The sequence below is a fragment of the Kribbella sp. NBC_00359 genome (genome assembly GCF_036097425.1).
GTDB lineage: Bacteria > Actinomycetota > Actinomycetes > Propionibacteriales > Kribbellaceae > Kribbella.
The window spans coordinates 3,070,234-3,095,914 of sequence record NZ_CP107975.1 but is presented as its reverse complement, the minus strand read 5'-3'; the positions used below and the strand labels follow the sequence as shown (position 1 = coordinate 3,095,914).

Sequence of the window (25,681 nt, the reverse complement as noted above, 5' to 3'; positions counted from 1 at the left end):
TCACGTGGGACTCCTGACTTGAATCCCGCCATCACCGGTCCCAAGTCCGCACCCGCCTCACCCACGAGGTGAGCTAGAGCTTGATGCGGCCGGTTTCGTAGGCCCACATGGCGATCTCGACCCGGTTCCGGGCGCCCACCTTGCCCATCACGCTGGTCAGGTGAGTCTTCACGGTGCTGAGGCTGATGTGCAGCTCCGCCGCGATCTCGGCGTTGGTCCTGCCGGTGGCCGCGGCGATCAGGACCTGTTCCTCGCGGGCCGTGAGCGGATCGACCGGTTGGACCGGTGCGCGGCCGGCAGGTGGTTCGGAGAACGCGGCCAACAGCCGTGCGGTGATCTTCGGCGCGATCAGCGCGTCACCGTTGGCGGCGGCGTGGATCGCCTGGACCAGAAGATCGGGGCCGGCATCCTTGAGCAGGAATCCACGCGCGCCGGCCTTCAAAGCGCCGTACACATACTCGTCGAGATCGAAGGTGGTGATCACCACGATCGCCAGTGGGTCGTCGACGCCGGGGCCGGCGAGCTCGCGGGTCGCCCCGATCCCGTCCAGGCCGGGCATCCTGACGTCGAACAGGCACACGTCGGGCCGCAGCCGGCGGGCGAACTGGACCGCTTCCAGGCCGTCGGCCGCCTGACCGACCACCTCGATACCGGGTTGCGCATCGAGGATCATCGCGAGTCCGGTACGGACGAGATCCTGGTCGTCGGCGACGAGTACGCGGATCGTCATCGGCCGACCGCCGATCGCGGCAGCACCACGTCGACGGACCAACCCCGGCCCGGATCGGGTCCCGCGGCGAACGTGCCGCCGAGTAGCGTGGCCCGCTCGGTCATCCCGACCAAGCCGTAGCCCAGCGAGTTCCGGGGCGCCGAGGTGGCCTCTCCGTCGTCGCGGACGGTCAGGCGGACAGAGTCGTCGTACGACATCAGCCGAACGTCGATGCGAGTTGCCTGCCGAGCATGCCGTACGGCGTTCGTGATCGACTCCTGCGCGATGCGATAGATCGCGGCGCCGACCGCTGGTCCGAGGTCGTCGAGGTCGCCCGACACCTCGACCTCGACCCGCGGCCGCTCCCCGACGCTGCGGGCGAGCCGCTCCAGGTCGGCTACTCCCGGTTGTGGAGCCAGCGCCGCTGTTCCGTCATCGCGCAGTACGCCGACCATCGTCCTCATCTCGGCGAGAGTACGCGTGCCCTCCGCCTCGATGATGGCGAGCGCATCGACCGCGGCTTCCGGGCGGGTGGCCGCGACGGCTCGGCCGGCCTGGGCCCGGATGACGATGGCGGAGACGTGATGAGCGACCGTGTCGTGCAGCTCCCGGGCCAACTGCTCGCGCTCCCGGAGCCGCACCTGGTCCAGCTCGCGGACCCGGGCGGACCACCAATAGCGGACCGCGGCCCCGACTGTCGCCGGGAACAGCAGGAACATGCTGCCGGCGGCGGCTTCGCCGTACCCGGTGAAGTCACTGATGATTCCCAGCACCAGCGCCACCAGGATGAACGCCAGCCCGATCAGGATCTCGCGGCCGGATCCCCAGCGAACAAGTGAGTACGGCAGCAGCACCACGCAGATCATCGAGTACAGGCCGAAGGTCGCGTCCCCACTGATCAAGGTCCCGATGTTGACCACTATCAGGGCTCCGAAGACGGCGGCCACCACGGCCAACGGGTGGGTACGACGCCATAGGAGGGCGCACACGGTTGCCACAGCGAGCACCAGCGCGACGGGCCTCCAGACCACGTCCTCACGGAGTACACCTTCGAGAACGACGGCCGTCAGCAGGCCGGCGACGAGCACCCAGTCGCGCCACACCCGCCTGGGCGCGTCGGGCGCTCGCGGCTCGGCCAGCAGCGAGCGGAGCGCGTTTCTCACCATGCCCACAGCGTAGGGACTCCGGGCGCCGAGCGGATCGGCTCAAAGTACGGGACGCGACCCGGCTGATCGGCCGAGGGAAGTCCGCCTCATCGCCTGAGGTGGTGGCCGGCCCCACGGCCACAAGATGAGTCCAACTCTCGCTGAAGGGATCTGTGATGAGGTCGAATCTGTACAAACTGGGCCGGTACGCCGCACGTCGGCCGTGGGTGGTGATCGGGGCGTGGCTGGTGGTGGCGGCGCTCGTGATCGCGGCATCCGGCGCCTTCGGCAAGAAACTCGAGGAATCGTTCGGAGCACCTGGTGTCGACTCGCAGTCCGCGACCGATCTGCTGTCAGCCGCGGGAGCGGATCAGGCCGGGCTGACCGCGCAGGTGGTCGTGACTCCGCTCGACGAGCACGCGACGCTCAACGCACCCGAGCTGCGGGCTGCGCTGACGCAGATCCGGTCGACTGCGGCTTCGTTGCCCCACGTGCTGGAGGCGGCCGATCCCGTCATCTCGCCCGACGGCCGGGTCGGGCTCATCAAGCTTCAGTATCCGGTGCTCGACAAGCTCGAGCCGAGCGACCTCGAGCAGCTCAAGACCCTGACGGCGGTGGAATCGCCGCTGCGGATCGAGCTGGGCGGGGATCTTTTCTACGCGTTCGAGGAAGCCCAGCCAGGTCTCGGCGAGGCGTTCGGGCTGATCGCCGCGATCGTCATCCTGCTGCTCGCGTTCGGATCGATCATCGCGATGGGGCTGCCGGTCGGGATGGCTGTGTTCGGCCTCGCGCTGGCGATCAGCTCCCTGTCGTTGGTCACCTATCTCATCGAGCTGCCCAGTTGGGCGCCCGTACTCGGCAGCATGATCGGGCTCGGCGTTGGCATCGACTACGCGCTGATCATCGTCACCCGGCACCGCGAGAACCTGGCCCGCGGGATGGAGGTCGAGGAGTCGGTCGGGCGTGCTGTCTCCACGGCGGGGCAGGCTGTGCTCTTCGCCGGTGGCACAGTAGTCATCGCGATCCTCGGGCTGGTGGTGGCCGGCGTGCCATTCATGACCGCCGGCGGGATTGCCATCTCGCTGATCGTGCTGACCATGGTGCTCGCTTCGCTCACCTTGCTGCCCGCGTTCCTGGGTCTGGCCGGGCACTGGATCAACCGCCTCCGGGTACGCCGGGTGCAGTCGTCCGCCGGTTCGGGCTGGCTGCGCTGGGGTGGGCATGTGTCCAAGCACGCCACCGCGTACGCCGTCGGCGCTACCGTCCTGCTCCTGGCGCTGGCCGCACCAGTGCTCGCACTCCGCGTCGGTACGCCCGATGAGGGCGCGCTTCCCGTGCAACGCACCGAGCGCCGGGCCTACGACCTGGTCGCCGCGGGATTCGGTGCCGGTAGCAACGGTCCGCTGGTGATCGCCGTCGACGTCTCTCGAGATCCGATCGTCGTACAACCCCTGTTCAACGCAGTCCGGGCCGATCGGGGCATCGCGTCGGTCGCACCTCCTTCGGTGAACAGCGCGGCCGGCGTCGCGACGATGATCGCCGTACCGACGACCGGACCGCAGGACGATGCCACGATGACGACGGTCCAGCGGCTTCGCGCGGAGGTCTTCCCCTCGGTCCTACGCGACAGCCCGGCGAAGGCCCATGTCGGTGGTCAGACGGCGACCCAGGCGGATGTGGGTGCGAAGGTCAACGATCGGCTGGCGTGGTTCATCGGCGCGGTGATCCTGTTGTCCGTCGTACTTCTCACGGTGGTCTTCCGGTCGGTCGTCGTACCACTGAAGGCCGCGCTGATGAACCTGCTCAGTATCGGCGCGTCCTTCGGCGTCATGGTGATGATCTTCCAGTGGGGTTGGGCCGCGGAGCTGATCGGGCTGGAGTCGACCATTCCGATCCTTCCGTTCATCCCGATGTTCATGTTCGCCGTGGTGTTCGGGCTCTCGATGGACTATGAGGTCTTCCTGCTCACACGGATCCGTGAGGAGTACGTCCGGACCGGTGACAACACCGCATCCACCATCCACGGCATCGCCACGACCGGCCGCGTGATCACCTCGGCAGCGCTCATCATGATCGCGGTCTTCGTCAGCTTCTCTCTGGCCGACGACCCAACGGCCAAGATGTTCGGCCTGGGCCTGGCCACTGCCGTCCTCATCGATGCGACAGTCGTGCGACTGGTTCTCGTACCAGCCTTGATGAAGCTGTTGGGCGACGCGAACTGGTGGATGCCTGCCTGGTTCAACTGGCGTTGGTGGAAGAGTCCGGTCAGCCAGGCTCAGGACGTGGCGGCGCTGCATCAGCCGGGGGCGTGGGAGAGCAGAGACTCATCAGATCAAGCCAGACCCTCTTGAGATGTACGCTGAGCGGCGCCTAAATGCGCCTATCAGGATCGATCGGGGTTACGGGGGAACAGGATGCCGACGCACGAGTGGACCATGGCCAACGATGAATATGGCCCGCCTCGGCGCCCCCGGCGGAAGATTGTCATGATCATCGCCTTGGGTGTGCTGGCGTTGGTGGGCGTCTTCGCCGTACTCCACTTGCTCGGTGTGCCGGGAGTGGATAGTCCGTCCCTTGACAGGAAGAGCTACCGCACCAACGTCGATTGCCAGGTGAACACAGTCGGATCGCAGGGCACGGTAACGATCAGCGGCACGATTACAGGCGACGCGACGAACTATTCAGTGACCGTCGACGTCTTGGATGCGGCCTCTCACCAGAGGATCGGCGGTCAGACCTTTGAGGTTCGCGGCACGACCACGTTCGGAGGAACCACCCCGGCGCAAGCTCCCATTGGACCGGCAGGCATCGAATGCAAGATCGCCAAGGTGGCCTAGGGGATACTTCACGGATGCAGCGACTGGCCCGCGAGCCACGGTCGGGTCAGCGGCTGGGGCGGTCGAAGATGAGCTCCAGGCCGTCTTCCTCATCCCACTGTTCGCCGTTCTGGACGAAGCCGAAGCCGGCGATGGTGGCCAGCGATGCCTGGTTGGTGGGGCTGATCGTGGCGCGCACGGTCCGTACTGCGGGTTCGGCTGCCGCACGATCCAGGAGCGCGGTCACGATCGCCTTGGCGAAACCCTGTCGCCGGTACGACGGGTCGACGGTGTAGCCGATCTCCACCATGCCGGCCTCGTCCGGTGGACCGTGGAAACCGGCATAGCCGACCACGACCCCGTCGGCCACGACGAGCTTGACGAGCCACCCGAAGGTGCTGGGATCCCGGGTCAGCTGATCGAGGCGGTACTGCCAGAGCCACTTGGCCCGGTCAGTCAGGAACTCGTCGCCGAGTGGGAAGCCGAGCTCGGTCTCTGCCGCGGCACGGTCGTCGGCCAGCAACGCGCTCAACGCAGTACTGGTCATCTCGACGAAGCGAACCGCTCGTGGGGAAGTAGTAGTCATCGCAGCCATCCTCGACCCCAGCGGCCCGCCAGGCGAACCATTAACGCGAACAGAACGAGAAGGCCAAACAGCACGCCCGCGTCGGCACCCACTCGTCACGGCCCCCGTCACCCGCGTACGCTCCCGCAGCCCGTCTCCGCCGCCGCTGCCCGGCAAACCTCCGTTCGCTTGGCGGTTCTCGTGCTTCCACACGGCCGATGACTGGCGGCACAACGCACGTACTTGACCTTCGGTAACGCCCGGCACCGAGGTCCGTCGCGGCCCTTGCTGGGGGCCTGGTACGCGGGCACACTCGGACTGGCGCTACTTCGCGCCGCGGGGCGGATCTTGGTGTCTGCACCACCTCCGGCTCACCCGTGGCCGCGACCGTGGGAGGCGGCATGGACGGGTCACGAGCTCTTCGGCGCGCGGGCTGGGCGGGCGCCGCTTCGATCGTGCTGCTCGTCGTCGGGGTGGCGCTGGGCTACCTGGTCGGCGTCGACAACCCAGGCATGTCGGACGCCGCCATCCTCGAGAGGCTCAACGACGACGCGCGGCAGGCCGCCGCCGGCTTCGCGCCGCCCGTGCTCGCTGCGGGGGTCGCCCTGCTGCTCTGGTTCTCCACCGGTCTGCGGCGAGTGCTGGACCGATTGTCCGGCGGCGACCCGCTCGCGCACGCGACCGTGCCGGCCGCGGCGCTGTTCGGTGGACTGACGATCACCGGTGTCTCACTCGATGTGTCGAGCGCGTTCGCGGCGTGGTCGGACGAGTTCACCGCCGACCCGAACACCGTCCGCGCGCTCGGCATGGCGGGGCAAGTCCTCGGCCTCACCGGGCTGATCGGCTGCGGTGTGCTGGTCGCCGTCACGACGCGGATCACCCAACAGGCGCGCGTCCTGCCGACGTGGGCCGTCTGGGTGTCCTACGCCGTCGTCGTACTGTGCCTGTCCGGCTTCTGGAGCGGCGGCATCGCATCTGTGGCCTTCGCCCTGTGGCTCATCGGCGCCGTCATCGCGATGCTGCGCGTGGCGCGGCAGACACCACCGGCACCTGCCGTCCCGCCGCACGCCGCACCGGCTCCGGACGCGGCCCGCACACCCCCAACCGCCACAAGCGACTGACACTCCAGCATGAGGGGCCAAGGTCACGCCAGTGGTGGCTCTCCAAGACCCTGCAGGTGCTGGGTCTCGTTCAGAGAAACAACCTGATGGCTGAAGTGGGTGTCGTTGCGGAGGAGGGTGGTGATCCCGCCTGCAGTCAGAGGAAAGAAGACCCGGTCGGTCGACATCATCGGCATGCCTATCCAGGCAGCAATCAGGTAGCTCGATGCCGACCCGTGAGACACCAGTATCTGGTTCGCGACTGGTCGACGGAGGATGTCGTCGAGGGCTGGGTACAGGCGTTCGACCAATGCCATTCGTGTCTCCGCACCAGCTGGTCCGTCGTGGTGGCCGAGGCGATCGCCGTACTCCGGAAGTGGGATGCGGCGCTCGGCGAGCCACGCTTGGGGACGCCCGTCTGCCTCACCGTTGGACCTCTCGCGAAGCCGCGCATCAGTCTGAACCTCGACGGAGAACCTCCGAGCAATTCGCTCTGCCGCCTGGCTGGCTCGACGCAGATCAGAGGAGTAGACCTCGACCGGCTGACGTCCGATCCTGCTCTCCAGGACCTCGGCGATGCGTTCGGCCTGCAGGCGCCCGCGGGCTGTCAGATCTGAGTCGTGCCAGCCTCCAACGATGCCGTCAACGTGATGCTGTGCCTCGGGATGCGTGACGAGGTAGATGTGTCTCATTCCGCTCCTTCGACCCACCTTTGCAGGCTCGGAGCCTCTCACGAGTCTGATGCGGAAGTTTCCTCGGTCTTGTCGATTTGCGGGCGGTTGGGGCATCGGAGGGGTAGGCAGGCGTTGCTCAGGGGGCGAACCGATGACGGCTATGGAGGGCTGCGGAGTGAGTGGTGTTGTGATCGAGGGGATCGTTAGGCCTGCGCGTCGGTTGTCGGGGTCGTGGGTGGAGGTGATTAGCTCGAATCTCGAGTATCACCGGGCGACCTTCTTGTGGAAGTGCGAAGGGCTCTCGGAGGCTCAGCTGCGGCAGCGGCCTTTGGTGTCGTCGGAGTTGACTTTGTTGGGGCTCATGCGTCATGTGCAGGGGGTCGAGCGGTACTGGTTTAAGCGGAGGCTGGCGGACACGACGCCTCGATTCTTTCCCTATCGGAGCGCTGCCACACGCGATGGTGGCGAGTGGTTCGATGAGGCGGATCCCACGCCGGCCAAGGATGTCTACGCGGATTACCTGGCGGCGTGCGACGAGTCGCGGGAGGTGTTCGCGAAGGTGACCGAAGACGTCGTACGCATTGTGCCGAACCCGGAGTTCGGGGACACGGATGTTCGGTTCATCCTCGAGCACGTGATCGAGGAGTACGCGCGCCATGTGGGTCACGCGGACCTTCTCCGCGAAGCCATCGACGGCGCCACCGGGGAATAGCCCGGCCCGACTGTTGCGGCCGGCAACGGTTGACTCACCTGCACCTTCTGGGGCGAGGTGCTCGGCGTCCAGTGGGAGGACTGGGGACGTGGAGGCCGCCAAGTGGTTCTGCCCTCACGTCGTCCTGTGGGAGGGCGCGAGGTGACCACGTCCGGTCGTGCGAATCACTGGGATCAGGTGATGCCTCCTCACCTGCCGTACGGCGAGCCTGGCTGTGGCCCGCCTCTCCGGCAGGAGACCTCAGCGGTGGATTGACGGTGGCGAGCCCGCAGGGGACCGCTCCCGAACCAACCCACCCGAAGGGAGTTTCTCCGTGAGCACCGAACAGCGAGAGAACCTCGACGCAATACTGCGACAGTCAGCCTTCCCCACCGATATCGATCTCAACGAGCAACGCCGGCTGCTCCGGGAGCTGCTCTCGGCGCAGCCGCTGCCCGCCGACGTGACCGTGACCGCAGCCACGCTGGGCGACGTCCCAACCGCCGAGATCACTATCGACGGAGTCGAACCTCGCCACGTTGTTCTCTACTTCCACGGCGGCGTCTACGTACTCGGGGACGCCTTCCTCTCCGCTGACCTGGCCTCGCAGGTCGGCCGGCGTACGCGCGCCAAAGTCATCTCAGTCGACTACCGGCTCGCCCCCGAGCATCCGTATCCGGCGGCGGTCGACGACGCCCTTGCCGCCTACGAGGCCCTTCTGCAGAACGGCACTGCCTCTTCGGACATCGTCTTCGCCGGAGAGTCCGCCGGCGGTGGGCTCGCCGTCGCCACGCTGATCAACGCCCGAGATCACGGCCTGCCCTTGCCGGCCGCGGCTTTCGTCATGTCGCCGTACGTCGACCTCACGCTGGCCGGGTCGACCATGCAGACCAAGGGCGAGGTCGATCCCCTGATGAGCCGAGAGAACCTCCAGGCCCGAGTGACCGACTACGCGCCGGGACAAGACACCGCCCTTGGTCTCATCAGCCCGATCTTCGCCGATCTGTCCGGCCTGCCGCCCCTTGTCATCCAGGCCGGAAGTCACGAGGTACTCCTCGACGACGCCGTCCGCCTCGCGCAACAAGCCGCCACCGCCGACGTCGAGGTCACCCTCGACATCACCCCCGGCGTGCCGCACGTCTTCCAGGCCTACTACCCGATCCTCGACGAAGCCACCGCCGCCCTCGACAGAGCCGGCCAACTCCTATCAACCCACCTCGCCGCCGCAGAACACATCACCGCATAGCCAAACAGAACGCACCCAGCGCTCCACTGGCCGCAGCCGAGCCCGTCGCGGTTGATTCGACAGGGCGGATCCCGTCTGGCCAAGGATGCCCACCGGGCGTGCGCACAGTCGCGAGAGGTGTTCGCGAAGTGCGCTCGTCGTCACGTGAAGGTCGACGTCAAAGAGCCCAGGGCGATCGCGGCTCGGCCGGCAACTCCTCGACGAACGGGATCTTGCTGACACATTGGTGATATTGCTCGGCGGCATCGTCCACCGAGAGGTGCCCGAACTGGAGGGACGTCAACACACCTTCGAGTTCGGTACTGCACACCTCGGCGGCAGTGACGCGGGCTGCGAGGTCCTGGGATTTGCTCAGGTTACTGGAGATAACCGACACCAATGAGACGATCAACGCTGCCACACAGAGCGGCCTCCAAACAGCGGCGCCGGTGCTGAGCGACAAGTCTCGCTTGACGGTGTCTGTGAATGGCTGACCGGCCAGGGCGGGGCCTGCCACGAAAACAGCCGCCATCGCACTACTGATGATGCTGATATTGGTCAGTCGATTGCGGCGTGGTCGGACGTCGTGCAGGAAGGCAGCGATGCCCGCCCGCCGAGTTTCGATTTGGGCGCGCAACTCCGCGCGGACGCTAGGATCGTCGGGCATCTCGTCCCCCTGCCTACCCGGCCGGCCAGGTCCGCGATCAGCGGCGGCCGGCACCGTGGTGCCAGGTCGTGCAACGTCCCAATAGCCGGCAATGAGAACTCGGTCGTCCCTTTGAGTCTGGCACCGCCTCTTCCTTTGCGCCAGCCCGCAAAACCACACAGAAAGGTTTCACTCTTCTCGCTGCATAACACCTCGAAGAACGCTTTCCCGCGCGAGACTTGCAGCTTTGCGACGCTGGATGGCGGCATTGTGCACGCGGTTAAACACTAAACGTGGCCACGATCAAATGCTTGTTGGAAAAGGCTGTCGCCCGAGAATTATCCGGAATGGCTGTGAGGTCTGCGTTTCCGCGTGCCGACGATCGCCTGGCGATGTGCTGTGGCGGGCCGACAAGCAAGAGGAGCATCACGTCGCTACTGCGGCGTGATGCTCCTCGAGCGTGCTTCAGGCGTCAGCCCAGGGATCTCAGGGGAGGTTCGGGGACAGGGTGTTTCGTAGGGATTTGGCGGTGCCGGTTGAGGTGGACTTGGCGGCGGCAGCGGCTGGGGTTTCGGGGGCGGGGACCGGGTCGCATTGGACGTCGGAGCGGTTGCCGGGCTTGCGGGGTGGCAGGGCTCCGGTTTGGAGGTACGCCGCGATGCGGTCGTCGGTGCACGTCACGCCGGATAGTGAACCGGCGTGAGTGGTTCCGCCGACGCCCTCGATCAGGACGGAGTGCGGGAACGTCTTGCGGGTTTGCAGTGCGCCGGAGTACGGCGTCGCCGCGTCAAGCGTCTCGTTGATCATCAAGAGGCTCTTGACCCCGCGACCGTCGACCTTCACTGGGCGGCCTGCCTTGGCCGGCCAGTAGAAGCACGGCGCGTTGAACCAGGCGTTGGCCCAGGTCAGGAACGGCGCCTTGGCGAACGTGCGCCAGTTGTCGCGCTGCCACGTGCTCCACTTGCTGGGCCACGCGGCGTCGGTGCACGAGACGCCGAGGTAGATGGCGTACCCGTTGTCGTCGAACGGCGGGCCGCCGTACAGCGCGACCAGCCCTGAGGCGTCACGGTTGTGCACCCACGCGGCGAACGCGTCGGCCACATCCACCCAGCCGTACACGTAGTACGCCGCCTGGGTGAAGACGTCGGTCCACTCGGACGGACCGATCTTGCCGTCGGCCGGGTGGCCGATGAGTTTGACCATCTCGCGGTAGTACAGGCGCTCGACCGCGGCCTCGGTCTTGCCGAGGTGCCAGGTCGAGTCGTGCGCCGCGACGTATTGGAAGAAGACCTTCACGCTCTTGTTGAACGCGATGTCCTGGTCGAGGTTGGCGTTGTACCAGACCCGCGTCGCGTTGACGACGCCGTCGAAGACGACCCGGCGCAGGCGGTTCGGGTACAGGGTTCCGTACACCTGGCCGAGGTACGTGCCGTACGAGAATCCGTAGTAGTTGATCTGCGGTGCGCCGAGAGCCTTGCGGATGCTCTCCATGTCGCGCACCGAGTCGGTGGTCTTGAGGTGGCCGAGCAGCGCGTGCTGGTTGGCGTCGCAAGCCTTCGCGTACGACTTGGACAGCTTGAGCCAGGTCTGCTCGATCTTCCGCGTGACCGGCACGTAGAACGGACGGTTGTAGCCGGAATAGTCCGGGATGCAGCTCAGCGCCGGCTTGCTCGAGCCGACACCACGCGGGTCGAAACCGACCCAGTCGTACGCGTCACCGGCACCATGCGGGATGGCCGGGCCGAGGATCGCGTAGATCAGGCCGGAACCACCCGGACCACCCGGGTTCACCAGCATCGGACCCTGCGCCTGCGAGTCGGGCGTCTTGTGCATCACCCGGGACACCGCGAGCTGGATCTTGGTCCCCTTCGGATGGTCGTAGTCGAGCGGTACGACAACGTAGCCGCATTGAGCACCGGCCCTGGCCAAGCGTGGATCGGTGCATGCACCCCACTGCACTGGCGGCGGTGTGTAGCTGGTCGAAGATGGGCTCGAAGGCGCAGCAGTTGCGACGGGGACCGACATCACCCCGGCGACCAACGCGGACGAGACTGTGGCGGCAACAACCAATTGGCGGATTCTCATGTGCCCTCCCTCGGGCATCCTGAACCCGCACCCCAGGCAGAAACAAGGGCCTGGATGGCAATAAGTGCCTAGATCCCCAGTGCGCTGGGGAAGCGGGTTTCGAAGTCGAGCACCGCCGCCCACGTCGGTCTGACGCCGACGCGTGCCATTGGTTGCCCTCGCATCTGCGAGAGCAAAGCTGCGCCCTGCTCGGGTCCCAGGTACCGGTTGGCGGACTGTTCGTACTCCGGTACGACGTCGTCGTACATCTCGACAGTTGCGGTGCCGCGCAGCAACAACACCCGGTACGGCCACGACGTCGAGTCATCGATGGTGACGGCGACGTCACTCGCCGCATCCAGCGCCCGAAGCTTCGGCGCCTTCGGCGGGCAACCGCACACGAGTTCGTCACCGGTCCAGGTGAACCAGATCGGTACGACGCGCGGCGTTCCGTCCGTCCACGTGTACGCGAGTCGGGCCGGATGGCGGGATACCAGGAGTTCCTGCGCGATTGGGTCCTGCAGAAGTGCAAGGTCACCCTGTGCTGTGGTCATGACAGCCTCCCCCACGATGCACGAAGCACCGTCCCAATCACAGTACGCCGACAGGCGACCGCGGTCAGGAGAAGGCTTGGGCTGCGGCGGCTACCACCTGGTCGTGGGGGACGTCGCGCAGGTGCTGGTCGACGTTCCAGCGGTGGCCGAACGGGTCGTCGAACTGGCCGTGCAAGTCGCCCCAGAAGGTGTCCTGCAGCGGCTGGCGAACCTCGGCGCCGGCGGCAACCGCCTGAGCGAACACCGCCTCCGCATCGGCGACGTCGAGCGCCAGTACGACGGCAGTCCCACCGATCGTGGGCGGCGCGAGAACGCCCATCTCCGGAAACTCGTCGGCCAGGTGGAGAAGGCTGTCGCCGATGCGCAGCTGAACCGACATGAGCCGGCCGTCCGGGGTCGGGATGCGCTCGATCTCCTCGGCGCCGAACGCTTCCCGGTAGAAGGCCGCGGCGCGCTCGGCGCCTTGAACGACAATGTGTGCGGTGATCGACATGCCTGCACCGTACGTCGCCGCGAAGAGACCGTCTTGAACGTTCTTGCACCTGCCTAGCATGGAGACGTGGCGACTGAGCAGGTTCGGATGTGGCGTGCACCGGACGAGCAGCGGGTCCTGCTGATGGCGGGCCGAACCACTCGGTACGCCGTTGAGCCGCGCGGCGAGTATGTCTTCGGAATCGTGGGCGAGCAGCCGATGTGGTCGTGGCGCGGCCGCGAGCAGCGCCTGGTCCGCCCAGGCCAACTGGTTGCCTGGGACCCCTCCCACGCCCACGCGGGCAGCGCCGTCGACGAGCGCCCGTGGCGGGCTCGCCTGCTGGTCGTCGAAGTCGCGGATCTCGCGGCGCTCGCGGACGATTCCGAGTCCGACCCGTTGGCCGACGTACTGTTTCCCGATCCGGTGCTCTCCGACACCGAGCTCGCGGCAGGCTTCCTGCGGCTTCACACGACGCTCGAGTCGGCCTGCACCCGACTCGAACAAGATGAGGTCCTCGCCGAGTGGCTGCGGCTTCTGATCGACCGCACATCAGCCGTCCGCTCGCCGCGGTCGGCGACCACGGCTCGTGAGGACAGCGCGCTTCGCCTCGCCTTCGACTATCTCGCCGACCAGCCCCAGCGGAACGTCGGACTCGATGAGCTCGCCGCTGTCGCGGGCATCGGGAAGTTCCGCCTCATCCGGCTCTTCCGCCAGCGCACCGGGCTACCACCCCACGCGCTGCAACTCGCGCACCGCATCCGAGCCGCCCGCCGGATGCTCGAGGCCGGCGTGACGATCGGCGAAGCCGCCACAGCCGCCGGCTTCGCCGACCAGAGTCACCTCCACCGCCACTTCCAACGAAGCCTCGGACTGACGCCGGCCCAGTACCAGCAGCGATTCAGCCTTTGAGGGCGTCGCCGGGGAAGCTGCGAGTTGGGTGGACGCGGTAGGTGAAGACACCGGCCTGGACACCGGGGTCCTCGTCCATGATTCGGCGTACGTCGTATGCACTGCCGGTGAAGATGCCGACGCCGCAGAGTGGGGAGTCGTCGGTGATCGGGCAGACGATGTTGAGGATGCCGTCCGCCCGGAGTTCGAAGTTGCGGCGGCCGTGTTCCCAGATCACCGGCTTTGCCGCCTCGGTCCCGTACTGCGGCCCGGCTTCGAGCAGCACCACGGTGTACTCGCGGGTCTGGGTCATTGCCGCCTGCATCTGCTCATCGGAGAAGCGCGTCATACGAGCAGTGTGAACCCTTCAGGAGCAGATGGCCTTGTCTACCAAGGCGTTGACGGGGGCGTCGGGGTTGTTGGTGAAGTCGGGGGTGACGGCAACGTCGTCCAGCCGCAACCATCCTTCGTCGACCAACTGCAGCACGACGGTCGCCACAAACGTCTTCGTAATACTCCCGACCCGCACGCGCGCACCAACAGGCACAGCCTTCGTGGTCCCGACCTCGGCGACCCCACTGCTCCCCCGCCACACCCCGCTGCCTATCCCGAACCCGACCCAAACATCCGGGACCACCCGAGGATCAACTAGTGGAGCCTTGAGCAACTAAACGAGCCCCGACTGGTGGGCCGGGGCTCGTTCGAAGGGTTGTTAGGCGGCGGCTGTGGCTTCGGCTAGTTGTTCGGAGGTTGGCTGGAGTTGGGGAGTGGCCAGGGTCAGGAGGACGTTGGCCACGGCGAAGGCGGCGGCTGCTAGTAGGCCGCGCTGGAAGCCGGACTGGAGGGCCTGCAGCTGGGTGGCGCCGTGGGTCAGTTCGTGGGTGGTGTGGCTGATGGAGAGAGTGGTGACGATCGCGAGGCCCAGCGCACCGCCCACCTGGTACATCGCGTTGACCACACCGGATGCCGCACCGGCCTCAGCGGGCCGAACTTCGGACACGGCGGTGATCTGGCCGGGCACGCCGACGCCGATGATGCCGAAGCCGAAGATGATCAGGCCGGGGAGTAGCTGAGAGGGGTAGCTGCCGGCGGCGTCGGCCTGCGAGAGCCAGAACAGACCGGTGACGCTCAGGACAGCGCCGGCGAGCTGCACCGTGCGAGTGCCGACCCGCTGCACGAGCTGGGAAGCCAGGATCGCGCCGACAATCGCCGCACCACCCATCGGCAGGAAGTGCACACCAGCCTCGAGCGCACTGTCTCCACGGACCTGCTGCAAGTAGATAGCGGTCAAGAAGAACATCGAGAGGAACGCAGCGCCGTTCAAAGCGAGCGATGCGCCCGAAACGCTCAACGCACGCGACCGGAACAGCCGCATCGGCACCAGTGGTGCAGCAGACCGCCGCTCCACCACAACAAACGCCGCAAGCAGGACCACTCCAGCGATCAGTGTGCCGACAACCTCAGCGGATCCCCATCCCGCGGGCTCCGACCGCACCACGCCGTACACCACAGCCATGAGGCCCGCGGTCCCGAGCACAGCGCCCAGAGTGTCGAAGGTACGACGTCCAGACGAGTGCCGTACGTCGGGAACGAACACCGGGATCAAAGCGACCAGTGCGAGCACGATCGGCACGTTGACGAAGAACACCCACTGCCAGCTGAGCGAATCGACCAGTACGCCGCCCGCCACCACACCGAGCGTCCCACCGAGGCCGGCGAGACCACCCCAGACGCCCATGGCGATGTTCCGCTCGCGACCGTGCGCGAACGTCATCGTCAAGATCGCCAGTGCGGCCGGTGACAGCAATGCACCACCAAGACCCTGTACGGCGCGCGCTCCGATCAGGAACTCGGGTGAGTTGGACAACCCCGCCAGGAGCGAGGTGACACCGAACAGCAGCAGGCCGGCCACGAACACCCGGCGCGGCCCGAGCAGGTCGGCCATCCGGCCGCCCAGCAGCAGGAAGCCGCCGAAGAGCAGGGTGTAGGCGTTGATCACCCACTGCAGGGAGTCGGCGGAGAAGTGCAGGTCCGCCTGGATGTGGGGCAGCGCGACGTTCACGATCGTCACGTCGAGCACCACGATGAACTGCGCGAGAGCCAGCACCGCCAGGGTGGCCCAAGGACTGCGTCGCATGACTACCTCACTCAGAAAAAGAGTCTACGTCGTATGTATACGCCGTAAGCTTACGTAGTAGACACTAGGTCTACGGTGTAAACTTGTCAACGTGATCACCAAAGAGAGCGCCCGCCGCCTGGATCCGGAGAAGGTCGTCGACAGCGCGTTGGCCATCGCCGACGACGAGGGACCGGCCGCCGTCACGTTCCGTCGGCTGGCCGGCCAGCACGAGGTCACGCCGATGGCGCTGTACCGGCACTTCAAGGACAAGGACGACTTGCTGGCCGCTCTCGGCGATCGCCTGCTGGCGGACGTCGTACTGCCGGAGCCGACCGACGAGCGGTGGGACAAACAGCTGCACAAGGTGCTGACGGCGTTCGTGACCGCCTTGCGCGGGCATCCGCGGCTGGCAGACCTCACCCTCGTCCGGATCCTGGCGTCCGAGCCAGGGCTGGCCATGGCCGAGCGGACGATGGAGCTGCTCACCGAAGGCGGGTTCTCGATCGATGACGCGGCCGAGGTCGGCCGCCAGTCACTGTGCTCACTGATCACCCTGGTGACGACGGATCCGATCACCCGGGAAGTCAGTGACCCGGTCAAGCGCGAGGATTCGTTGCGGATGAAGCGTGCGGCGCTTGGAGCGCTGTCCCCGCGGAAGTACCCGCTGATCACTGCCGCCGCGGACACACTGATCTGTCCGTCGTCGACCGACCGCTACTACACCTTGGGGATCGATCTGGTGGTCGCCGGCGTCTGCGGCGTACTGAACAAGGAGTAGCAGCTTGGCTCTCAGCGTCCTGACCTATCTGCAGCAGAACAGTCCTGACGAACTGGTGCCGGCGCGAGAGCAGCCCATCGAGGTCAGGCGGGTCGAGGAGGTCTCACCGGAGTTCGCCCGCTACCTCTACACCGCTGTCGGCGGTCACTGGCACTGGATCGGCAAGCTCGGCTGGAACTGGGACCAGTGGGTCGACTGGCTGAGCCGGCCCGGCTTCGAGACCTACGTGCCGTGGGTCGGCGGCGTCCCGGCTGGGTACGTCGCTCTGCGCGGCGTCGGCCAGGAGACCGAGATCGAGAACTTCGGACTGTTGCCTGGCTTCATCGGCCGTGGGATCGGCGGCCATCTGCTCACGGTCGGCCTGCGGAACGCGTGGACCCTGCACGAGCGGCATGCCGGCGTTGACCCGATCACGCGGGTCTGGGTGCACACGAACACCCTCGACGGACCTGCCGCGGTGGCGAACTACAAGGCGCGCGGCCTGACGCCGTACAAGACGGCGGAAGAGGAGCGGCCCGACGCCGACGGGCCGCCGCCCGGGCCCTGGCCGGGCTGGTCCGACGCGCCCGGCGTGGTGCGCGAGGTCCCGCCGGGCTGACGGGACTACGCTCCGGAGCGGAGCGATACCACTACACGCGGAGGTTTACCGATGGCGGGGAAGTTCGAGCTGTACGAGGACAAGTCAGGTGAGTACCGCTTCCGGCTGAAGGCCGGGAACGGCGAGGTGATCGCGACCAGCAGCGAGAGCTACAAGACCAAGGCCTCGGCTCTGAACGGCATCGAGTCGATCAAGAAGAACGCCGCCGACGCGAACGTCGACGACCAGACTTCCTGAAACCTCAGGAAAACAAGGGGGTTCTCCACAGACTGTGGAGAACCCCTTTGTCGTGGACAGTCAGAGACCGTCGGAGAACACGACCGGCCGGACCTCCACGCCGAGGCCCTCGATGCCGGCGTCCGGGATCATCGCCGCCAGTTCGTGCATGCGCTCCGGGGTGGCCGCCTCGATCAGGTAGTAGCCGCCCAGGAACTCCTTCGACTCCACGAACGGCCCGTCGGTCACCGCCGGCATGCCGTCGCGGACCTTCACGACCACGGACTTGGCCGGCTCCGCCAGCGCGACCGTGCTGTGGAACTCGCCCGACGCCTTCGTCGTCTCCAGGAACTTCTGGTGCCCGGCGCCGATGGCCTGCTGCTCCTCCTCGGTCAGCGCGGCCAGCACGTCGGGGTTGATGTTCAGGACCAGTAGGTACTTCACAGTGTCTCCTTCGCCCGTGGCCCCCGGTGTGGGCGCCTCTCGTGCATCAGTACGGAGCGGACCGCGCCATCTTGACATCGCTGGATAACGTCACTCCATGGCAGTGTTGATGCCACGCCTCCGGCGCGGCGGGTCATGGGGCTTTGACTCCCGGCCTTCCCTCGTCGCTCCAGTCGCTTCGCTCCCTCCGCTCCTCAGTCCAGGCCGGGAGGCCCCATGACCGCGCTGAGTCTCACAGATGTCCGGGCCGCCGCGGACCGCATCGCCGGGGTCGCCCACCGTACGCCGGTGCTCACCTCGCGGACCCTGGACGAGCGGGTCGGGGCGCAGGTGTTCCTCAAGGCGGAGAACCTGCAGCGGATCGGCGCCTTCAAGTTCCGCGGCGCCTTCAACGCGATCAGCCGGCTCACCCCGGAGCAGCTCCGGTACGGCGTCGCGGCGTACTCGTCCGGTAATCACGCGCAGGCGGTCGCCCTGGCGGCCCGGATCGCCGGCACGAAGGCGGTCATCCTGATGCCCGCGGACGCGCCGCCGACGAAGGTCGCCGCCACCCGCGGGTACGGCGCCGAGATCGTCGAGTACGACCGCTATACACAGGACCGGGCCGCGCTGGCCAAGGAACTGGCGACCGAGCGTGGACTCACGCTGATTCCGCCGTACGACCATGTCGACGTGATGGCCGGGCAGGGGACGGTCGCGCTCGAGCTGATCGAGGAGGTCGGCCACCTCGGGGCGCTGCTGGTTCCGGTCGGCGGCGGCGGGCTGATGGCCGGCTGTGCGACCGCGGCGACGTTGATGTCGCCGGGGATCCGGATCATCGGCGTCGAGCCGGCCGCCGGGGACGACCACGCCCGGTCGCTGGCCGCGGGCGAGCGGGTGGAGATCGACGTACCGCGGACGATCGCCGACGGGCAGGCGATCTCGACGCCGGGCGAGCTGACGTTCGCGGTGAACCGGCGGCTGGTGGACAGCTTCGAGCTGGTCAGCGACGAGGAGATCCTGGTCGCGATGGCGTTCGCGTTCGAGCGACTGAAGATCGTCCTCGAGCCGAGCGGCGCGAGCGCGCTGGCGGCCCTGCTGGCCGGCCGGATCCGCGGGCTGCCCGAACGCGTCGGAGTGGTGCTGTCAGGCGGGAACGTCGGCCTGGACCGGTTCGTCGAGCTGCTCGGAAATCGCTGAAATCGCAAGGACTTTAGGGTGCCCTGGACACGCACTGTGCCCGTTGTCACAGAAAGCCACCGCGAAATGTGACCGGGGTCACATCGAACCCCCATTTGCCACCTGCGCGACGCTCAGACACGCTCAGGACACCTGATGTTCACCCCGACTCCCTGACCCGTCAGACAGCCCTCCAGGGCCATTCCAGAGGGTCTCTGTGGATCTGAGGGTTTGCGTCGTGATCCTTCTGTTATACAGTCGTCTGCGGTTCGGTAAAGACGACGAACCGCAGACGGGTCAACGCCGAGCCCTGCCAAGGCCCGCCTGCTCCCCTCGAAAATTTATGGCAGGGGTGGGGGACCCAGGAAGTTGGGTCTCGACCGTGAGTGGTCGAAACCCTGGGGTGAAGTCCGCGGGAGCGGACCGGGCTATGAATCCCAGCCCGAACCCGACAGCTAACTTCACAGGCGTCGGGAGACAACCATGCCCGTCACTGCCCGACGGACGTCGCTTTCGCGCGCCGTCAGCCAGAACGACACCAGTACCATCCGGCCCACCGGCCGGACCATCGCGAAACACCGCAAGCCCACCAAGTCGGCGACTCCGCGAGCCACCGCCGCCGTTCTGTCCGTCGGCCTCGCAGTAGGCGGTGGCGCTGCGATCAGCCTCACCGCGTCCCCGGCGACCGCCTCGGCGACCACGACCGCCACCACCACCGTTCCGCGGGGGTACTGGAGCATCCCCAGCAGGCCGCTGCTCCGGTACGGCGACAGGGGCCCGACCGTGAAGTACGTCCAGCGGGCTCTGCACCTGGGTCCGGACGGCTACTTCGGCGCCAGCACCGTGCGGATTCTGAAGAAGTACCAGGCATCCTGGGGTCTGCGCGCCACAGGCTCCACGGACAAGGCGACCTGGGGCCGCCTCACCTACACCGCCAAGCACCACCTGCTCTACGGTCCCCACCGCAGCGGCTCGAGCACCTCGACCGGGACGTTCCGGGCCCGCGTGCTCCGCGAGGCCGCGAAGCTCAAGGGCACGCCGTACCGCTACGGCGGCACCACCCCGCGCGGCTTCGACTGCTCCGGCTACACCGGCTACGTGTACAAGAAGGCCGGCAAGAAGCTGCCGCGTACGTCGCGTGCGCAGTACAGCGCGACCAAGCACATCAGCCGGAAGACCGCCAAGCCGGGTGACCTGGTGTTCTTCAAGAGCGGTGGCGGCGGCGTGTACCACGTCGGCATCTACGCCGGTGGCAACATGCTGTGGCACTCCTCGCGTCCGGGTCGTCCGGTCGCCAAGGCGAAGATCTGGACCAGCAGCGTGGCCTTCGGCCGCGTCTGAGTCCCACCGGTCAGCGCCCTTCCCCCCGGGCGCTGCCGGTTCGTCAGCGTCCTCTCCCCCTAGGCGCGCTGACCACTGAAACCGGCACGGGCCGTCGTCCCCCACCCCTCCGACGGCCCGGGCCGGTTTCTCAATCGTCCAGCAGACCGGCCTCGTAGGCGAGGATCGCGACCTGGACCCGGTTGGTGGCCGAGAGTTTCACCAGCGTCCGCGACACATGCGCCTTCACCGTCGCCTCGCTCATGAACAGCGTCTTGCCGATGTCGGAGTTCTGCAGTCCGCGGCCGACCTCGATCAGCACCTCCCGCTCCCGTTCGGTGAGCTTGCTGATCCGCTGCTGGGCCAGCCGACGCCGATCCGCGCGCGGGTCCGCGGCGAAGTGCCCGATCAGCCGCCGGGTCACCGCCGGCGAAAGCATCGCGTCCCCGGCCGCCACGACCTTGATCGCCTGCACCAGCTCCCGCGGCGGTGTGTCCTTCAGCAGGAAGCCACTCGCGCCGGCCTGCAGCGCCCGGAACACATAGTCGTCCAGGTCGAACGTCGTCAGGACGACGACCTTCGGCGGATCCGGCAGCGCCTGCACCGCTCGGGTCGCGGCCAAGCCATCCAGCCGCGGCATCCGGATGTCCATCAGGACGACATCGGGACGGTGCTCCTTCACCATGGCCGCCGCGTCGACTCCGTCGTCGGCCTCGGCGACTACCTCAAGGTCGTCGTCCGACTCGAGGATCATCTTCAGCCCGGCCCGCACCAGCGCTTCGTCGTCCACGATCAGCAGCCGCGTCATCGTTCCCCTTCGTCCACGAACACAGGCTCAGCACTCCGCCGGTGGTCTTCCCAGGGCAGCCAGGCTTCCACGCGCCAGCCGCCTTCCGCCGTCGGTCCGGTCGTCAGCCGACCGCCCACCAGTTGCACTCGCTCCCGCAGGCCGACCAGTCCGGCCCCGGCGCCTGGGAGCAGTGAACCAGCAGCCACCGGCCGCACATTCGTCACCCTGACCGTGACGCCTTCACCAGGAGCGCCGTGCACCTGCACCTCGGTCGACGCTCCCCGCGCATGCTTGTGCACGTTGGTCAGCGACTCCTGGACCACGCGATAGATCGTCCGCCCGAGGGACGTCGGTACGTCGTCCGGCAGCGCGAACTCGCTCGTCACGCTGACCCCCGCGTCCCGCGACGCCGTGACGAGCCGTTCGAGATCCGCCGCCTGTGGCACCGGCGCCAGGTCGGCGCCGTCCACGCTGACGTCGGAGCGCAGTACGCCGAGAACCTCGCGAAGATCCTCCATCGCCTGCCGCGCGGTCTCCCGGATCAGCCGGGCCGACCCCTCCACCTTGTCAGGGCCGACAGCCGGGTTCACCTCGAGGCCGCCGGCGTGCAGGGCGATCAACGAGACCTTGTGCGCGAGTACGTCGTGCATCTCCTGGGCGATCCGGGCACGCTCCCCCAACCGGGCCTGCTCGCTGCGCAGCTCACGCTCGGCCTCGGCCCGCTCGGCCCGGTCCCGCAGCGACACCATCAGGTCGCGGCGGGCGCCGATGTACGCGCCGATCGCGACCCAGGTCCCGATCAGGAACGGTCCGGTGAAGACCGGCACCCAGAACTGGCCGTCGCCACCCCAGGTGTTGAGGACGTAGGCGGCGTACGCGGCCAGGCTCAGGATCGCGAGGACGAGGTCGCGCCGCCGGATCGCCAAGGTCAGCAGCGCGAGTCCCATCGGGACGAAGATGCCCGCGGTCAGCATCGCGAGGACAGTGATCGCGGTGACGGTCGCCGGGAACCGTCGGCGCCACAGCAGCGCGACCGACGCGACCACGCCCACACCGACGACGTACCAGTCCTTGATCGTCCAGCCCCCACCACCGGAGGCGGCCTGCGCGACGATGGAGAGCAGACTGACGCCGACGTACAGGAAGTCGCGCAGGCGCGCGGCATGCCTGACCCACCAGGCGTACCACCGGCGCAACCGTCGCATTCTGTCAGCGTAGTTGTCCGGTGGACGCGATCACGTCCCCCTTCCGGGTGTGATCCAGGGGGTTCCCGGACGACTTTCGTAGGGGGTCGGTGCAGCCGGTTGTCCGATGTGCGACAGGGGTCGGCGACGGTTGACTCGTTGCCATGATCACCGTCGAGAATCTGACCAAGCGCTACGGCAGCACCACGGCTGTCCAGGACGTTTCGTTCACGGTCCAGCCCGGCAGCATCACCGGGTTCCTCGGCCCGAACGGCGCCGGCAAGTCCACCACGCTGCGGATGCTGACCGGACTCACCCCACCGTCGTCCGGCACCGCGACCATCACCGGCAAGCGGTACGCCGACCTGCTGAATCCCGGCCGGGTCGTCGGAGTCATGCTCGACGCCGCCGCGCAGCACCCGGGCCGCACCGGCCGGGAGACGCTGCTGCTGAACGCGAGCCTGCTCGGGGTCCCGAAGGGCCGTGTCGACGAGATGCTCGAGGCGGTCGGACTCAGCGACGCCGCGAAGCGCCGCGTCGGGCAGTACTCGCTCGGCATGCGGCAGCGGCTCGGTATCGCCAGCGCGCTGCTCGGCGATCCCGCCGTACTGATCCTGGACGAGCCCGCCAACGGCATGGACCCTGAAGGCATCCGGTGGATGCGCGGTCTGCTGCAGGACTTCGCTGCCCGGGGCGGCACGGTGATCCTGTCCAGCCACCTGCTGGGCGAGGTGCAGGCGACCGTCGACCGGCTGGTCGTCATCGGCGGCGGACGGATCGTCGCCAACGGCTCGCTGCAGGAGTTGCTGGCCGGCACCGGCACGCTCGTCCGCGGTCTCGACCCGATCGGCCTGAACCAGGCCCTGACCGCCGCGGGCCTGGACCTCGAGCCGCTACACGACGGCGCACTGCGGGTCGACGCCACCGCCGAGCAGGTCGGGCGGGCCGCCGCGGCCGCCGGTCAGATCCTTCTCGAACTCCGCCAGAGCGACGGTGCCGGCCTGGAGGACCTGTTCTTCCAGCTGACCGCCCCGGTCGCCGCAGCGGCCTGATCACACCTACTTCTTGGAGCTCATACTCATGACCACCGTCACTGATATCGCGCCCGCGGCGCCCGCGAAGCACCGGGCCGAGGTGGCGACCGCGCTGCCGCCGGCCCGCGGGCAGTCCTTCCTGAAACTCGTCACCATCGAGCTACGCAAGTCCGTGAACACCCGCAGCGGCCGTGTCCTGATCGCCGCGATCCTGTTGCTCGCCGCGGTCGCGATCACCTGGCAGCTCACTCACCTGCCGGACGGGCCGGCCGGCTTCGACGGCTTCCTCGGCGCGGCCTCGACCAGCGTCATGCTGATCCTGCCGGTGATCGGCGTGATGGCGATGACCAGCGAGTGGACCCAGCGGACCGCGCTGACCACGTTCACGCTGTCGCCCCGCCGGGTGCGGGTCCAGTTGGCCAAGTTCGTCTCCGCGATCGTGCTGAGTGTCGTGGTGATGACCGCGGTCGTCGTACTCGCGTTCGCCGGTACTGCGCTGGCCGGAGCGGTCACCGACCACACGACGGCGTACGCCGGACTAGGCGGACAACTCGCCGGGGCCTACCTGACCGTCGCGCTGAACGTGGTGATGGGCGCCGCCTTCGGTGCGCTGATCGCCCAGACCGCGGTCGCGATCCTGGTGTACTTCATCGCTCCGACCGCCTGGTCGCTGGCCGGGCCGGCGCTGTTCAAGGACAACGCGAACTGGCTGGACGTGTTCGGCGCCTTCGGCCGGATCGCGGAGCGTGATCTGCAAGGGATGCTGCCCGAGACGCTGGTCGCGGTCGGGGTCTGGATCGTCGTCCCGACCATCGTCGGACTGTGGGCAAGCTCACGTCGCGAGGTCAAGTAGCAGGGCTGAACGCGGCGGGGTGGGCCGGTTTGAGGGGACCGGCCCACCCCGCCGGCAGTGTGATCGGACCTCTCGGGGTCCAGCCAGGGGGCCGGTGCGTGTGTCGATCCCTGGCTCCGGGTATCCTTGAACCACGATTACTGACGACTGATCCGTGGGCGCCACGCTGCGTACCCGGTTGACTTGTGCGAGGGGGTCGACGCTATGGGGCGCGGCCGTGCAAAGGCCAAGCAGACGAAGGTCGCTCGCGACCTGAAGTACCGCACCTGGGACACCGACTTGGACCAGCTCAAGCGTGAGCTGTCCGGCGACCAAGGTGGCGACCGTTCTGCGAACGGCGAGAACGACGGCGACGACTACGACGCCGACGACTACCACCCCCGTCGGTAAGCAACACCAGCCCGGCTGACTGCTCAGCACCCACCAGGTGCCTGAGCAGTTCACCGTGCGCCGACGAGGTCCACCACACCAGCAACACCCGATGCGGTGTCGCCTACCCTGAAAGCTCGGCGCTCCTGCGTGCCGTGATCTCGGGGTAGGCGGGCCTACTTCGCGTAGGTGCCCTCGAGGGTGACCGTGCCACCGGCGTTCGCGGTGACCTCACCGCACACCCAGGCCGGGATATCGCGCGCTGCCAGCGCGGTGATCGCGGCATCGGCTGCAGACGGGTCGAGTACGGCGACCATGCCGGCACCCATGTTCAGGGTCTTCTCCAGCTCCGGCAGGGCGACATCGCCGAGCAGCCCGACCAGGCCGAAGATCGGCGCCGGCGCCCACGTGGACCGGTCGATCCGGACCGACAGCTCGTCCGGGATCACCCGCGCCAGGTTCGCCGCGAAGCCACCGCCGGTGATGTGCGACATCGCGTGCAGCGGTCGCTCGTCCCCGTCGTTCAGCTCCTGGATCAGCTCCAGGCAGTGCTTGGCGTACACCCGGGTCGGCGTCAGCAGCACCTCGCCGAGCGTGGCGCCCAGCTCCGGGACCTCCCGGTCCAGCGTCCACTTGGCCCGCTCGAAGAACACGTGCCGGACCAGGCTGTACCCGTTCGAGTGCAGCCCCGACGACGCCATCGCCACGACGACATCGCCCGCGCGCACCCGCTCCGCGCCGAGCACTTCGTCCGCCTCGACCACACCGGTCGCCGCGCCGGCCACGTCGTACTCGTCCGGCTCGAGCAGGCCGGGGTGTTCCGCGGTCTCTCCGCCGACGAGCGCCGTACCGGCCTCGACGCACGCCTCGGCGATGCCCTTCACGATCTGCGCGATCGTCTCCGGGACCACCTTGCCGGTGCAGATGTAGTCGGTCATGAACAGCGGCTCGGCGCCGCACACGACCAGGTCGTCGACGACCATCCCGACCAGGTCGAACCCGATCGTGTCGTGCTTGTCCAGCTTCTGCGCGATCGCGACCTTGGTCCCGATCCCGTCGGTCGAGGTCGCCAGCAGCGGCCGCCGGTACGACGTCAGCGCGGTCGCGTCGAACAGCCCGGCGAACCCGCCGAGCCCGCCGACCACCTCCGGGCGGGTCGCCTTGGCCACCCACTCCTTCATCAGCTCGACGGCCCGGTCACCGGCCTCGATGTCGACTCCGGCCGCGGCGTAGCTCGCGCCTTGACTCACGTTCTTCTCTCCTTGGTAC

At 67.6% G+C, this 25,681-nt stretch carries 29 protein-coding genes, 1 pseudogene and 1 riboswitch; of the genes and pseudogenes, 14 read left to right on the top strand and 16 right to left on the bottom strand.

What is annotated here, in order from left to right:
• Positions 1 to 73 precede the first annotated feature (73 nt).
• Together OG876_RS15155 and OG876_RS15150 are read right to left on the bottom strand one after the other, a co-directional pair.
• A complete protein-coding gene (locus OG876_RS15155; protein ID WP_328525489.1) occupies positions 74 to 730 on the bottom strand; it encodes a response regulator transcription factor in 657 nt (218 codons plus the stop codon).
• Positions 727 to 1,875 carry a sensor histidine kinase gene (locus tag OG876_RS15150; RefSeq protein WP_328525488.1) on the bottom strand — a complete coding sequence of 383 codons (1,149 nt, stop codon included), beginning with the start codon at positions 1,873 to 1,875 and terminating at the stop codon, positions 727 to 729. The genes OG876_RS15155 and OG876_RS15150 overlap by 4 nt, the downstream gene beginning before the upstream one ends.
• 155 nt (positions 1,876 to 2,030) lie before the next feature.
• Here OG876_RS15150 and OG876_RS15145 point away from each other — a divergent pair, with 155 nt between their 5' ends.
• Positions 2,031 to 4,205: an MMPL family transporter gene (locus tag OG876_RS15145; RefSeq protein ID WP_328525487.1), complete on the top strand. Its 2,175-nt coding sequence runs from the start codon at positions 2,031 to 2,033 to the stop codon at positions 4,203 to 4,205.
• 135 nt (positions 4,206 to 4,340) lie between these two features.
• The gene (locus OG876_RS15140) at positions 4,341 to 4,691 is read left to right on the top strand and encodes a hypothetical protein (protein WP_328525486.1); all 351 of its coding nucleotides are present in this window, start codon (positions 4,341 to 4,343) and stop codon (positions 4,689 to 4,691) included.
• Positions 4,692 to 4,737: 46 nt separating this feature from the next.
• On the opposite strand, the gene OG876_RS15135 is transcribed toward OG876_RS15140, so the two are convergent.
• Positions 4,738 to 5,256, bottom strand: a complete 519-nt coding sequence (locus tag OG876_RS15135; protein ID WP_328525485.1) for a GNAT family N-acetyltransferase — start codon at positions 5,254 to 5,256, stop codon at positions 4,738 to 4,740.
• A gap of 380 nt (positions 5,257 to 5,636) precedes the next feature.
• Between OG876_RS15135 and OG876_RS15130 the strand changes: the two genes are divergently transcribed.
• On the top strand, positions 5,637 to 6,356 hold the full coding sequence (locus OG876_RS15130; protein WP_328525484.1) for a hypothetical protein: 720 nt from the start codon (positions 5,637 to 5,639) through the stop codon (positions 6,354 to 6,356).
• Between the two features lie 23 nt (positions 6,357 to 6,379).
• Here the strand turns inward: OG876_RS15130 and OG876_RS15125 are convergent, their stop codons facing one another.
• Positions 6,380 to 7,069 carry a histidine phosphatase family protein gene (locus OG876_RS15125; protein ID WP_328525483.1) on the bottom strand — a complete coding sequence of 230 codons (690 nt, stop codon included), beginning with the start codon at positions 7,067 to 7,069 and terminating at the stop codon, positions 6,380 to 6,382.
• 91 nt (positions 7,070 to 7,160) lie between these two features.
• Between OG876_RS15125 and OG876_RS15120 the strand changes: the two genes are divergently transcribed.
• Both OG876_RS15120 and OG876_RS15115 read left to right on the top strand, forming a co-directional pair.
• Positions 7,161 to 7,721, top strand: a complete 561-nt coding sequence (locus OG876_RS15120; protein ID WP_328525482.1) for a DinB family protein — start codon at positions 7,161 to 7,163, stop codon at positions 7,719 to 7,721.
• Positions 7,722 to 8,034: 313 nt separating this feature from the next.
• Positions 8,035 to 8,946: an alpha/beta hydrolase gene (locus OG876_RS15115; protein ID WP_328525481.1), complete on the top strand. Its 912-nt coding sequence runs from the start codon at positions 8,035 to 8,037 to the stop codon at positions 8,944 to 8,946.
• A 157-nt stretch (positions 8,947 to 9,103) separates the two neighbouring features.
• Here OG876_RS15115 and OG876_RS15110 read toward each other — a convergent pair whose 3' ends face one another.
• The 4 genes from OG876_RS15110 to OG876_RS15095 all read right to left on the bottom strand — a co-directional run bounded on the left by OG876_RS15110 (position 9,104) and on the right by OG876_RS15095 (position 12,682).
• Positions 9,104 to 9,592, bottom strand: a complete 489-nt coding sequence (locus OG876_RS15110; protein ID WP_328525480.1) for a hypothetical protein — start codon at positions 9,590 to 9,592, stop codon at positions 9,104 to 9,106.
• Between the two features lie 465 nt (positions 9,593 to 10,057).
• Entirely contained in the window at positions 10,058 to 11,656 is a 1,599-nt protein-coding gene (locus OG876_RS15105; protein ID WP_328525479.1) for an alpha/beta fold hydrolase, read from the bottom strand.
• A 68-nt stretch (positions 11,657 to 11,724) separates the two neighbouring features.
• On the bottom strand, positions 11,725 to 12,189 hold the full coding sequence (locus tag OG876_RS15100) for a pyridoxamine 5'-phosphate oxidase family protein (protein WP_328525478.1): 465 nt from the start codon (positions 12,187 to 12,189) through the stop codon (positions 11,725 to 11,727).
• 64 nt (positions 12,190 to 12,253) lie between these two features.
• Positions 12,254 to 12,682: a VOC family protein gene (locus OG876_RS15095; RefSeq protein WP_328525477.1), complete on the bottom strand. Its 429-nt coding sequence runs from the start codon at positions 12,680 to 12,682 to the stop codon at positions 12,254 to 12,256.
• A gap of 66 nt (positions 12,683 to 12,748) precedes the next feature.
• Here OG876_RS15095 and OG876_RS15090 point away from each other — a divergent pair, with 66 nt between their 5' ends.
• Positions 12,749 to 13,570, top strand: coding sequence for an AraC family transcriptional regulator (locus OG876_RS15090; protein WP_328525476.1), 822 nt, complete (start codon positions 12,749 to 12,751; stop codon positions 13,568 to 13,570).
• On the opposite strand, the gene OG876_RS15085 is transcribed toward OG876_RS15090, so the two are convergent.
• The 4 genes and pseudogenes from OG876_RS15085 to OG876_RS15070 all read right to left on the bottom strand — a co-directional run bounded on the left by OG876_RS15085 (position 13,560) and on the right by OG876_RS15070 (position 15,686).
• Positions 13,560 to 13,898, bottom strand: coding sequence for a hypothetical protein (locus OG876_RS15085; RefSeq protein ID WP_328525475.1), 339 nt, complete (start codon positions 13,896 to 13,898; stop codon positions 13,560 to 13,562). The genes OG876_RS15090 and OG876_RS15085 overlap by 11 nt on opposite strands.
• 18 nt (positions 13,899 to 13,916) lie before the next feature.
• Positions 13,917 to 14,048, bottom strand: coding sequence for a hypothetical protein (locus OG876_RS15080; protein ID WP_328527044.1), 132 nt, complete (start codon positions 14,046 to 14,048; stop codon positions 13,917 to 13,919).
• Positions 14,049 to 14,096 (bottom strand): annotated as a pseudogene (locus OG876_RS15075) (hypothetical protein); the annotation flags it as partial.
• Positions 14,097 to 14,261: 165 nt separating this feature from the next.
• On the bottom strand, positions 14,262 to 15,686 hold the full coding sequence (locus OG876_RS15070) for an MFS transporter (protein ID WP_328525474.1): 1,425 nt from the start codon (positions 15,684 to 15,686) through the stop codon (positions 14,262 to 14,264).
• Positions 15,687 to 15,777: 91 nt separating this feature from the next.
• Between OG876_RS15070 and OG876_RS15065 the strand changes: the two genes are divergently transcribed.
• From OG876_RS15065 to OG876_RS15055, 3 genes are read left to right on the top strand one after another with little or no spacing between them, the layout of a single operon-like run.
• Positions 15,778 to 16,446, top strand: a complete 669-nt coding sequence (locus tag OG876_RS15065; protein ID WP_328525473.1) for a TetR/AcrR family transcriptional regulator — start codon at positions 15,778 to 15,780, stop codon at positions 16,444 to 16,446.
• A 4-nt stretch (positions 16,447 to 16,450) separates the two neighbouring features.
• Entirely contained in the window at positions 16,451 to 17,044 is a 594-nt protein-coding gene (locus OG876_RS15060) for a GNAT family N-acetyltransferase (protein WP_328525472.1), read from the top strand.
• A gap of 51 nt (positions 17,045 to 17,095) precedes the next feature.
• Positions 17,096 to 17,281 (top strand): YegP family protein, encoded by a 186-nt coding sequence (locus OG876_RS15055; protein ID WP_328525471.1) that lies wholly within the window; start codon positions 17,096 to 17,098, stop codon positions 17,279 to 17,281.
• 60 nt (positions 17,282 to 17,341) lie between these two features.
• Here OG876_RS15055 and OG876_RS15050 read toward each other — a convergent pair whose 3' ends face one another.
• A complete protein-coding gene (locus tag OG876_RS15050; protein WP_328525470.1) occupies positions 17,342 to 17,704 on the bottom strand; it encodes a YciI family protein in 363 nt (120 codons plus the stop codon).
• Positions 17,705 to 17,920: 216 nt separating this feature from the next.
• Between OG876_RS15050 and OG876_RS15045 the strand changes: the two genes are divergently transcribed.
• Together OG876_RS15045 and OG876_RS15040 are read left to right on the top strand one after the other, a co-directional pair.
• Positions 17,921 to 18,883, top strand: coding sequence for a threo-3-hydroxy-L-aspartate ammonia-lyase (locus OG876_RS15045; protein ID WP_328525469.1), 963 nt, complete (start codon positions 17,921 to 17,923; stop codon positions 18,881 to 18,883).
• Positions 18,884 to 19,173: 290 nt separating this feature from the next.
• A riboswitch (cyclic di-AMP (ydaO/yuaA leader) is annotated at positions 19,174 to 19,346 on the top strand.
• Positions 19,346 to 20,203, top strand: a complete 858-nt coding sequence (locus OG876_RS15040) for a C40 family peptidase (protein ID WP_328525468.1) — start codon at positions 19,346 to 19,348, stop codon at positions 20,201 to 20,203. Its footprint overlaps the riboswitch before it by 1 nt.
• Before the next feature lie 130 nt (positions 20,204 to 20,333).
• Here the strand turns inward: OG876_RS15040 and OG876_RS15035 are convergent, their stop codons facing one another.
• Together OG876_RS15035 and OG876_RS15030 are read right to left on the bottom strand one after the other, a co-directional pair.
• Complete coding sequence (locus OG876_RS15035; RefSeq protein WP_328525467.1) at positions 20,334 to 20,990, bottom strand: response regulator transcription factor; 657 nt, start codon at positions 20,988 to 20,990, stop codon at positions 20,334 to 20,336.
• Complete coding sequence (locus tag OG876_RS15030) at positions 20,987 to 22,177, bottom strand: sensor histidine kinase (protein ID WP_328525466.1); 1,191 nt, start codon at positions 22,175 to 22,177, stop codon at positions 20,987 to 20,989. The genes OG876_RS15035 and OG876_RS15030 overlap by 4 nt, the downstream gene beginning before the upstream one ends.
• A 143-nt stretch (positions 22,178 to 22,320) precedes the next feature.
• On the opposite strand from OG876_RS15030, the gene OG876_RS15025 reads away from it, so the two are divergent.
• From OG876_RS15025 to OG876_RS15015, 3 genes are all read left to right on the top strand, one after another.
• Positions 22,321 to 23,208 (top strand): ABC transporter ATP-binding protein, encoded by an 888-nt coding sequence (locus tag OG876_RS15025; protein WP_328525465.1) that lies wholly within the window; start codon positions 22,321 to 22,323, stop codon positions 23,206 to 23,208.
• Between the two features lie 28 nt (positions 23,209 to 23,236).
• On the top strand, positions 23,237 to 24,043 hold the full coding sequence (locus OG876_RS15020; protein ID WP_328525464.1) for an ABC transporter permease: 807 nt from the start codon (positions 23,237 to 23,239) through the stop codon (positions 24,041 to 24,043).
• 204 nt (positions 24,044 to 24,247) lie between these two features.
• Positions 24,248 to 24,433: a DUF3073 domain-containing protein gene (locus OG876_RS15015; protein WP_137252242.1), complete on the top strand. Its 186-nt coding sequence runs from the start codon at positions 24,248 to 24,250 to the stop codon at positions 24,431 to 24,433.
• Positions 24,434 to 24,588: 155 nt separating this feature from the next.
• On the opposite strand, the gene purM is transcribed toward OG876_RS15015, so the two are convergent.
• Positions 24,589 to 25,662, bottom strand: coding sequence for a phosphoribosylformylglycinamidine cyclo-ligase (gene purM, locus OG876_RS15010; protein WP_328525463.1), 1,074 nt, complete (start codon positions 25,660 to 25,662; stop codon positions 24,589 to 24,591).
• Positions 25,663 to 25,681: the final 19 nt, after the last annotated feature.

Bases quoted from the DNA above. Each gene is read 5' to 3' on its own strand.
- OG876_RS15100 (WP_328525478.1), bottom strand. From the start codon at position 12,189: ATGACCACAGCACAGGGTGACCTTGCACTTCTGCAGGACCCAATCGCG.
- OG876_RS15045 (WP_328525469.1), top strand. From the start codon at position 17,921: ATGACCGCGCTGAGTCTCACAGATGTCCGGGCCGCCGCGGACCGCATC.
- OG876_RS15095 (WP_328525477.1), bottom strand. From the start codon at position 12,682: ATGTCGATCACCGCACACATTGTCGTTCAAGGCGCCGAGCGCGCCGCG.
- OG876_RS15145 (WP_328525487.1), top strand. From the start codon at position 2,031: ATGAGGTCGAATCTGTACAAACTGGGCCGGTACGCCGCACGTCGGCCG.
- OG876_RS15130 (WP_328525484.1), top strand. From the start codon at position 5,637: ATGGACGGGTCACGAGCTCTTCGGCGCGCGGGCTGGGCGGGCGCCGCT.
- OG876_RS15070 (WP_328525474.1), bottom strand. From the start codon at position 15,686: ATGCGACGCAGTCCTTGGGCCACCCTGGCGGTGCTGGCTCTCGCGCAG.
- OG876_RS15120 (WP_328525482.1), top strand. From the start codon at position 7,161: ATGACGGCTATGGAGGGCTGCGGAGTGAGTGGTGTTGTGATCGAGGGG.
- OG876_RS15055 (WP_328525471.1), top strand. From the start codon at position 17,096: ATGGCGGGGAAGTTCGAGCTGTACGAGGACAAGTCAGGTGAGTACCGC.
- OG876_RS15135 (WP_328525485.1), bottom strand. From the start codon at position 5,256: ATGACTACTACTTCCCCACGAGCGGTTCGCTTCGTCGAGATGACCAGT.
- OG876_RS15110 (WP_328525480.1), bottom strand. From the start codon at position 9,592: ATGCCCGACGATCCTAGCGTCCGCGCGGAGTTGCGCGCCCAAATCGAA.
- OG876_RS15140 (WP_328525486.1), top strand. From the start codon at position 4,341: ATGATCATCGCCTTGGGTGTGCTGGCGTTGGTGGGCGTCTTCGCCGTA.
- OG876_RS15105 (WP_328525479.1), bottom strand. From the start codon at position 11,656: ATGAGAATCCGCCAATTGGTTGTTGCCGCCACAGTCTCGTCCGCGTTG.
- OG876_RS15030 (WP_328525466.1), bottom strand. From the start codon at position 22,177: ATGCGACGGTTGCGCCGGTGGTACGCCTGGTGGGTCAGGCATGCCGCG.
- OG876_RS15150 (WP_328525488.1), bottom strand. From the start codon at position 1,875: ATGGTGAGAAACGCGCTCCGCTCGCTGCTGGCCGAGCCGCGAGCGCCC.
- OG876_RS15020 (WP_328525464.1), top strand. From the start codon at position 23,237: ATGACCACCGTCACTGATATCGCGCCCGCGGCGCCCGCGAAGCACCGG.
- OG876_RS15035 (WP_328525467.1), bottom strand. From the start codon at position 20,990: ATGACGCGGCTGCTGATCGTGGACGACGAAGCGCTGGTGCGGGCCGGG.
- OG876_RS15155 (WP_328525489.1), bottom strand. From the start codon at position 730: ATGACGATCCGCGTACTCGTCGCCGACGACCAGGATCTCGTCCGTACC.
- OG876_RS15085 (WP_328525475.1), bottom strand. From the start codon at position 13,898: ATGACGCGCTTCTCCGATGAGCAGATGCAGGCGGCAATGACCCAGACC.
- OG876_RS15015 (WP_137252242.1), top strand. From the start codon at position 24,248: ATGGGGCGCGGCCGTGCAAAGGCCAAGCAGACGAAGGTCGCTCGCGAC.
- OG876_RS15040 (WP_328525468.1), top strand. From the start codon at position 19,346: ATGCCCGTCACTGCCCGACGGACGTCGCTTTCGCGCGCCGTCAGCCAG.
- OG876_RS15025 (WP_328525465.1), top strand. From the start codon at position 22,321: ATGATCACCGTCGAGAATCTGACCAAGCGCTACGGCAGCACCACGGCT.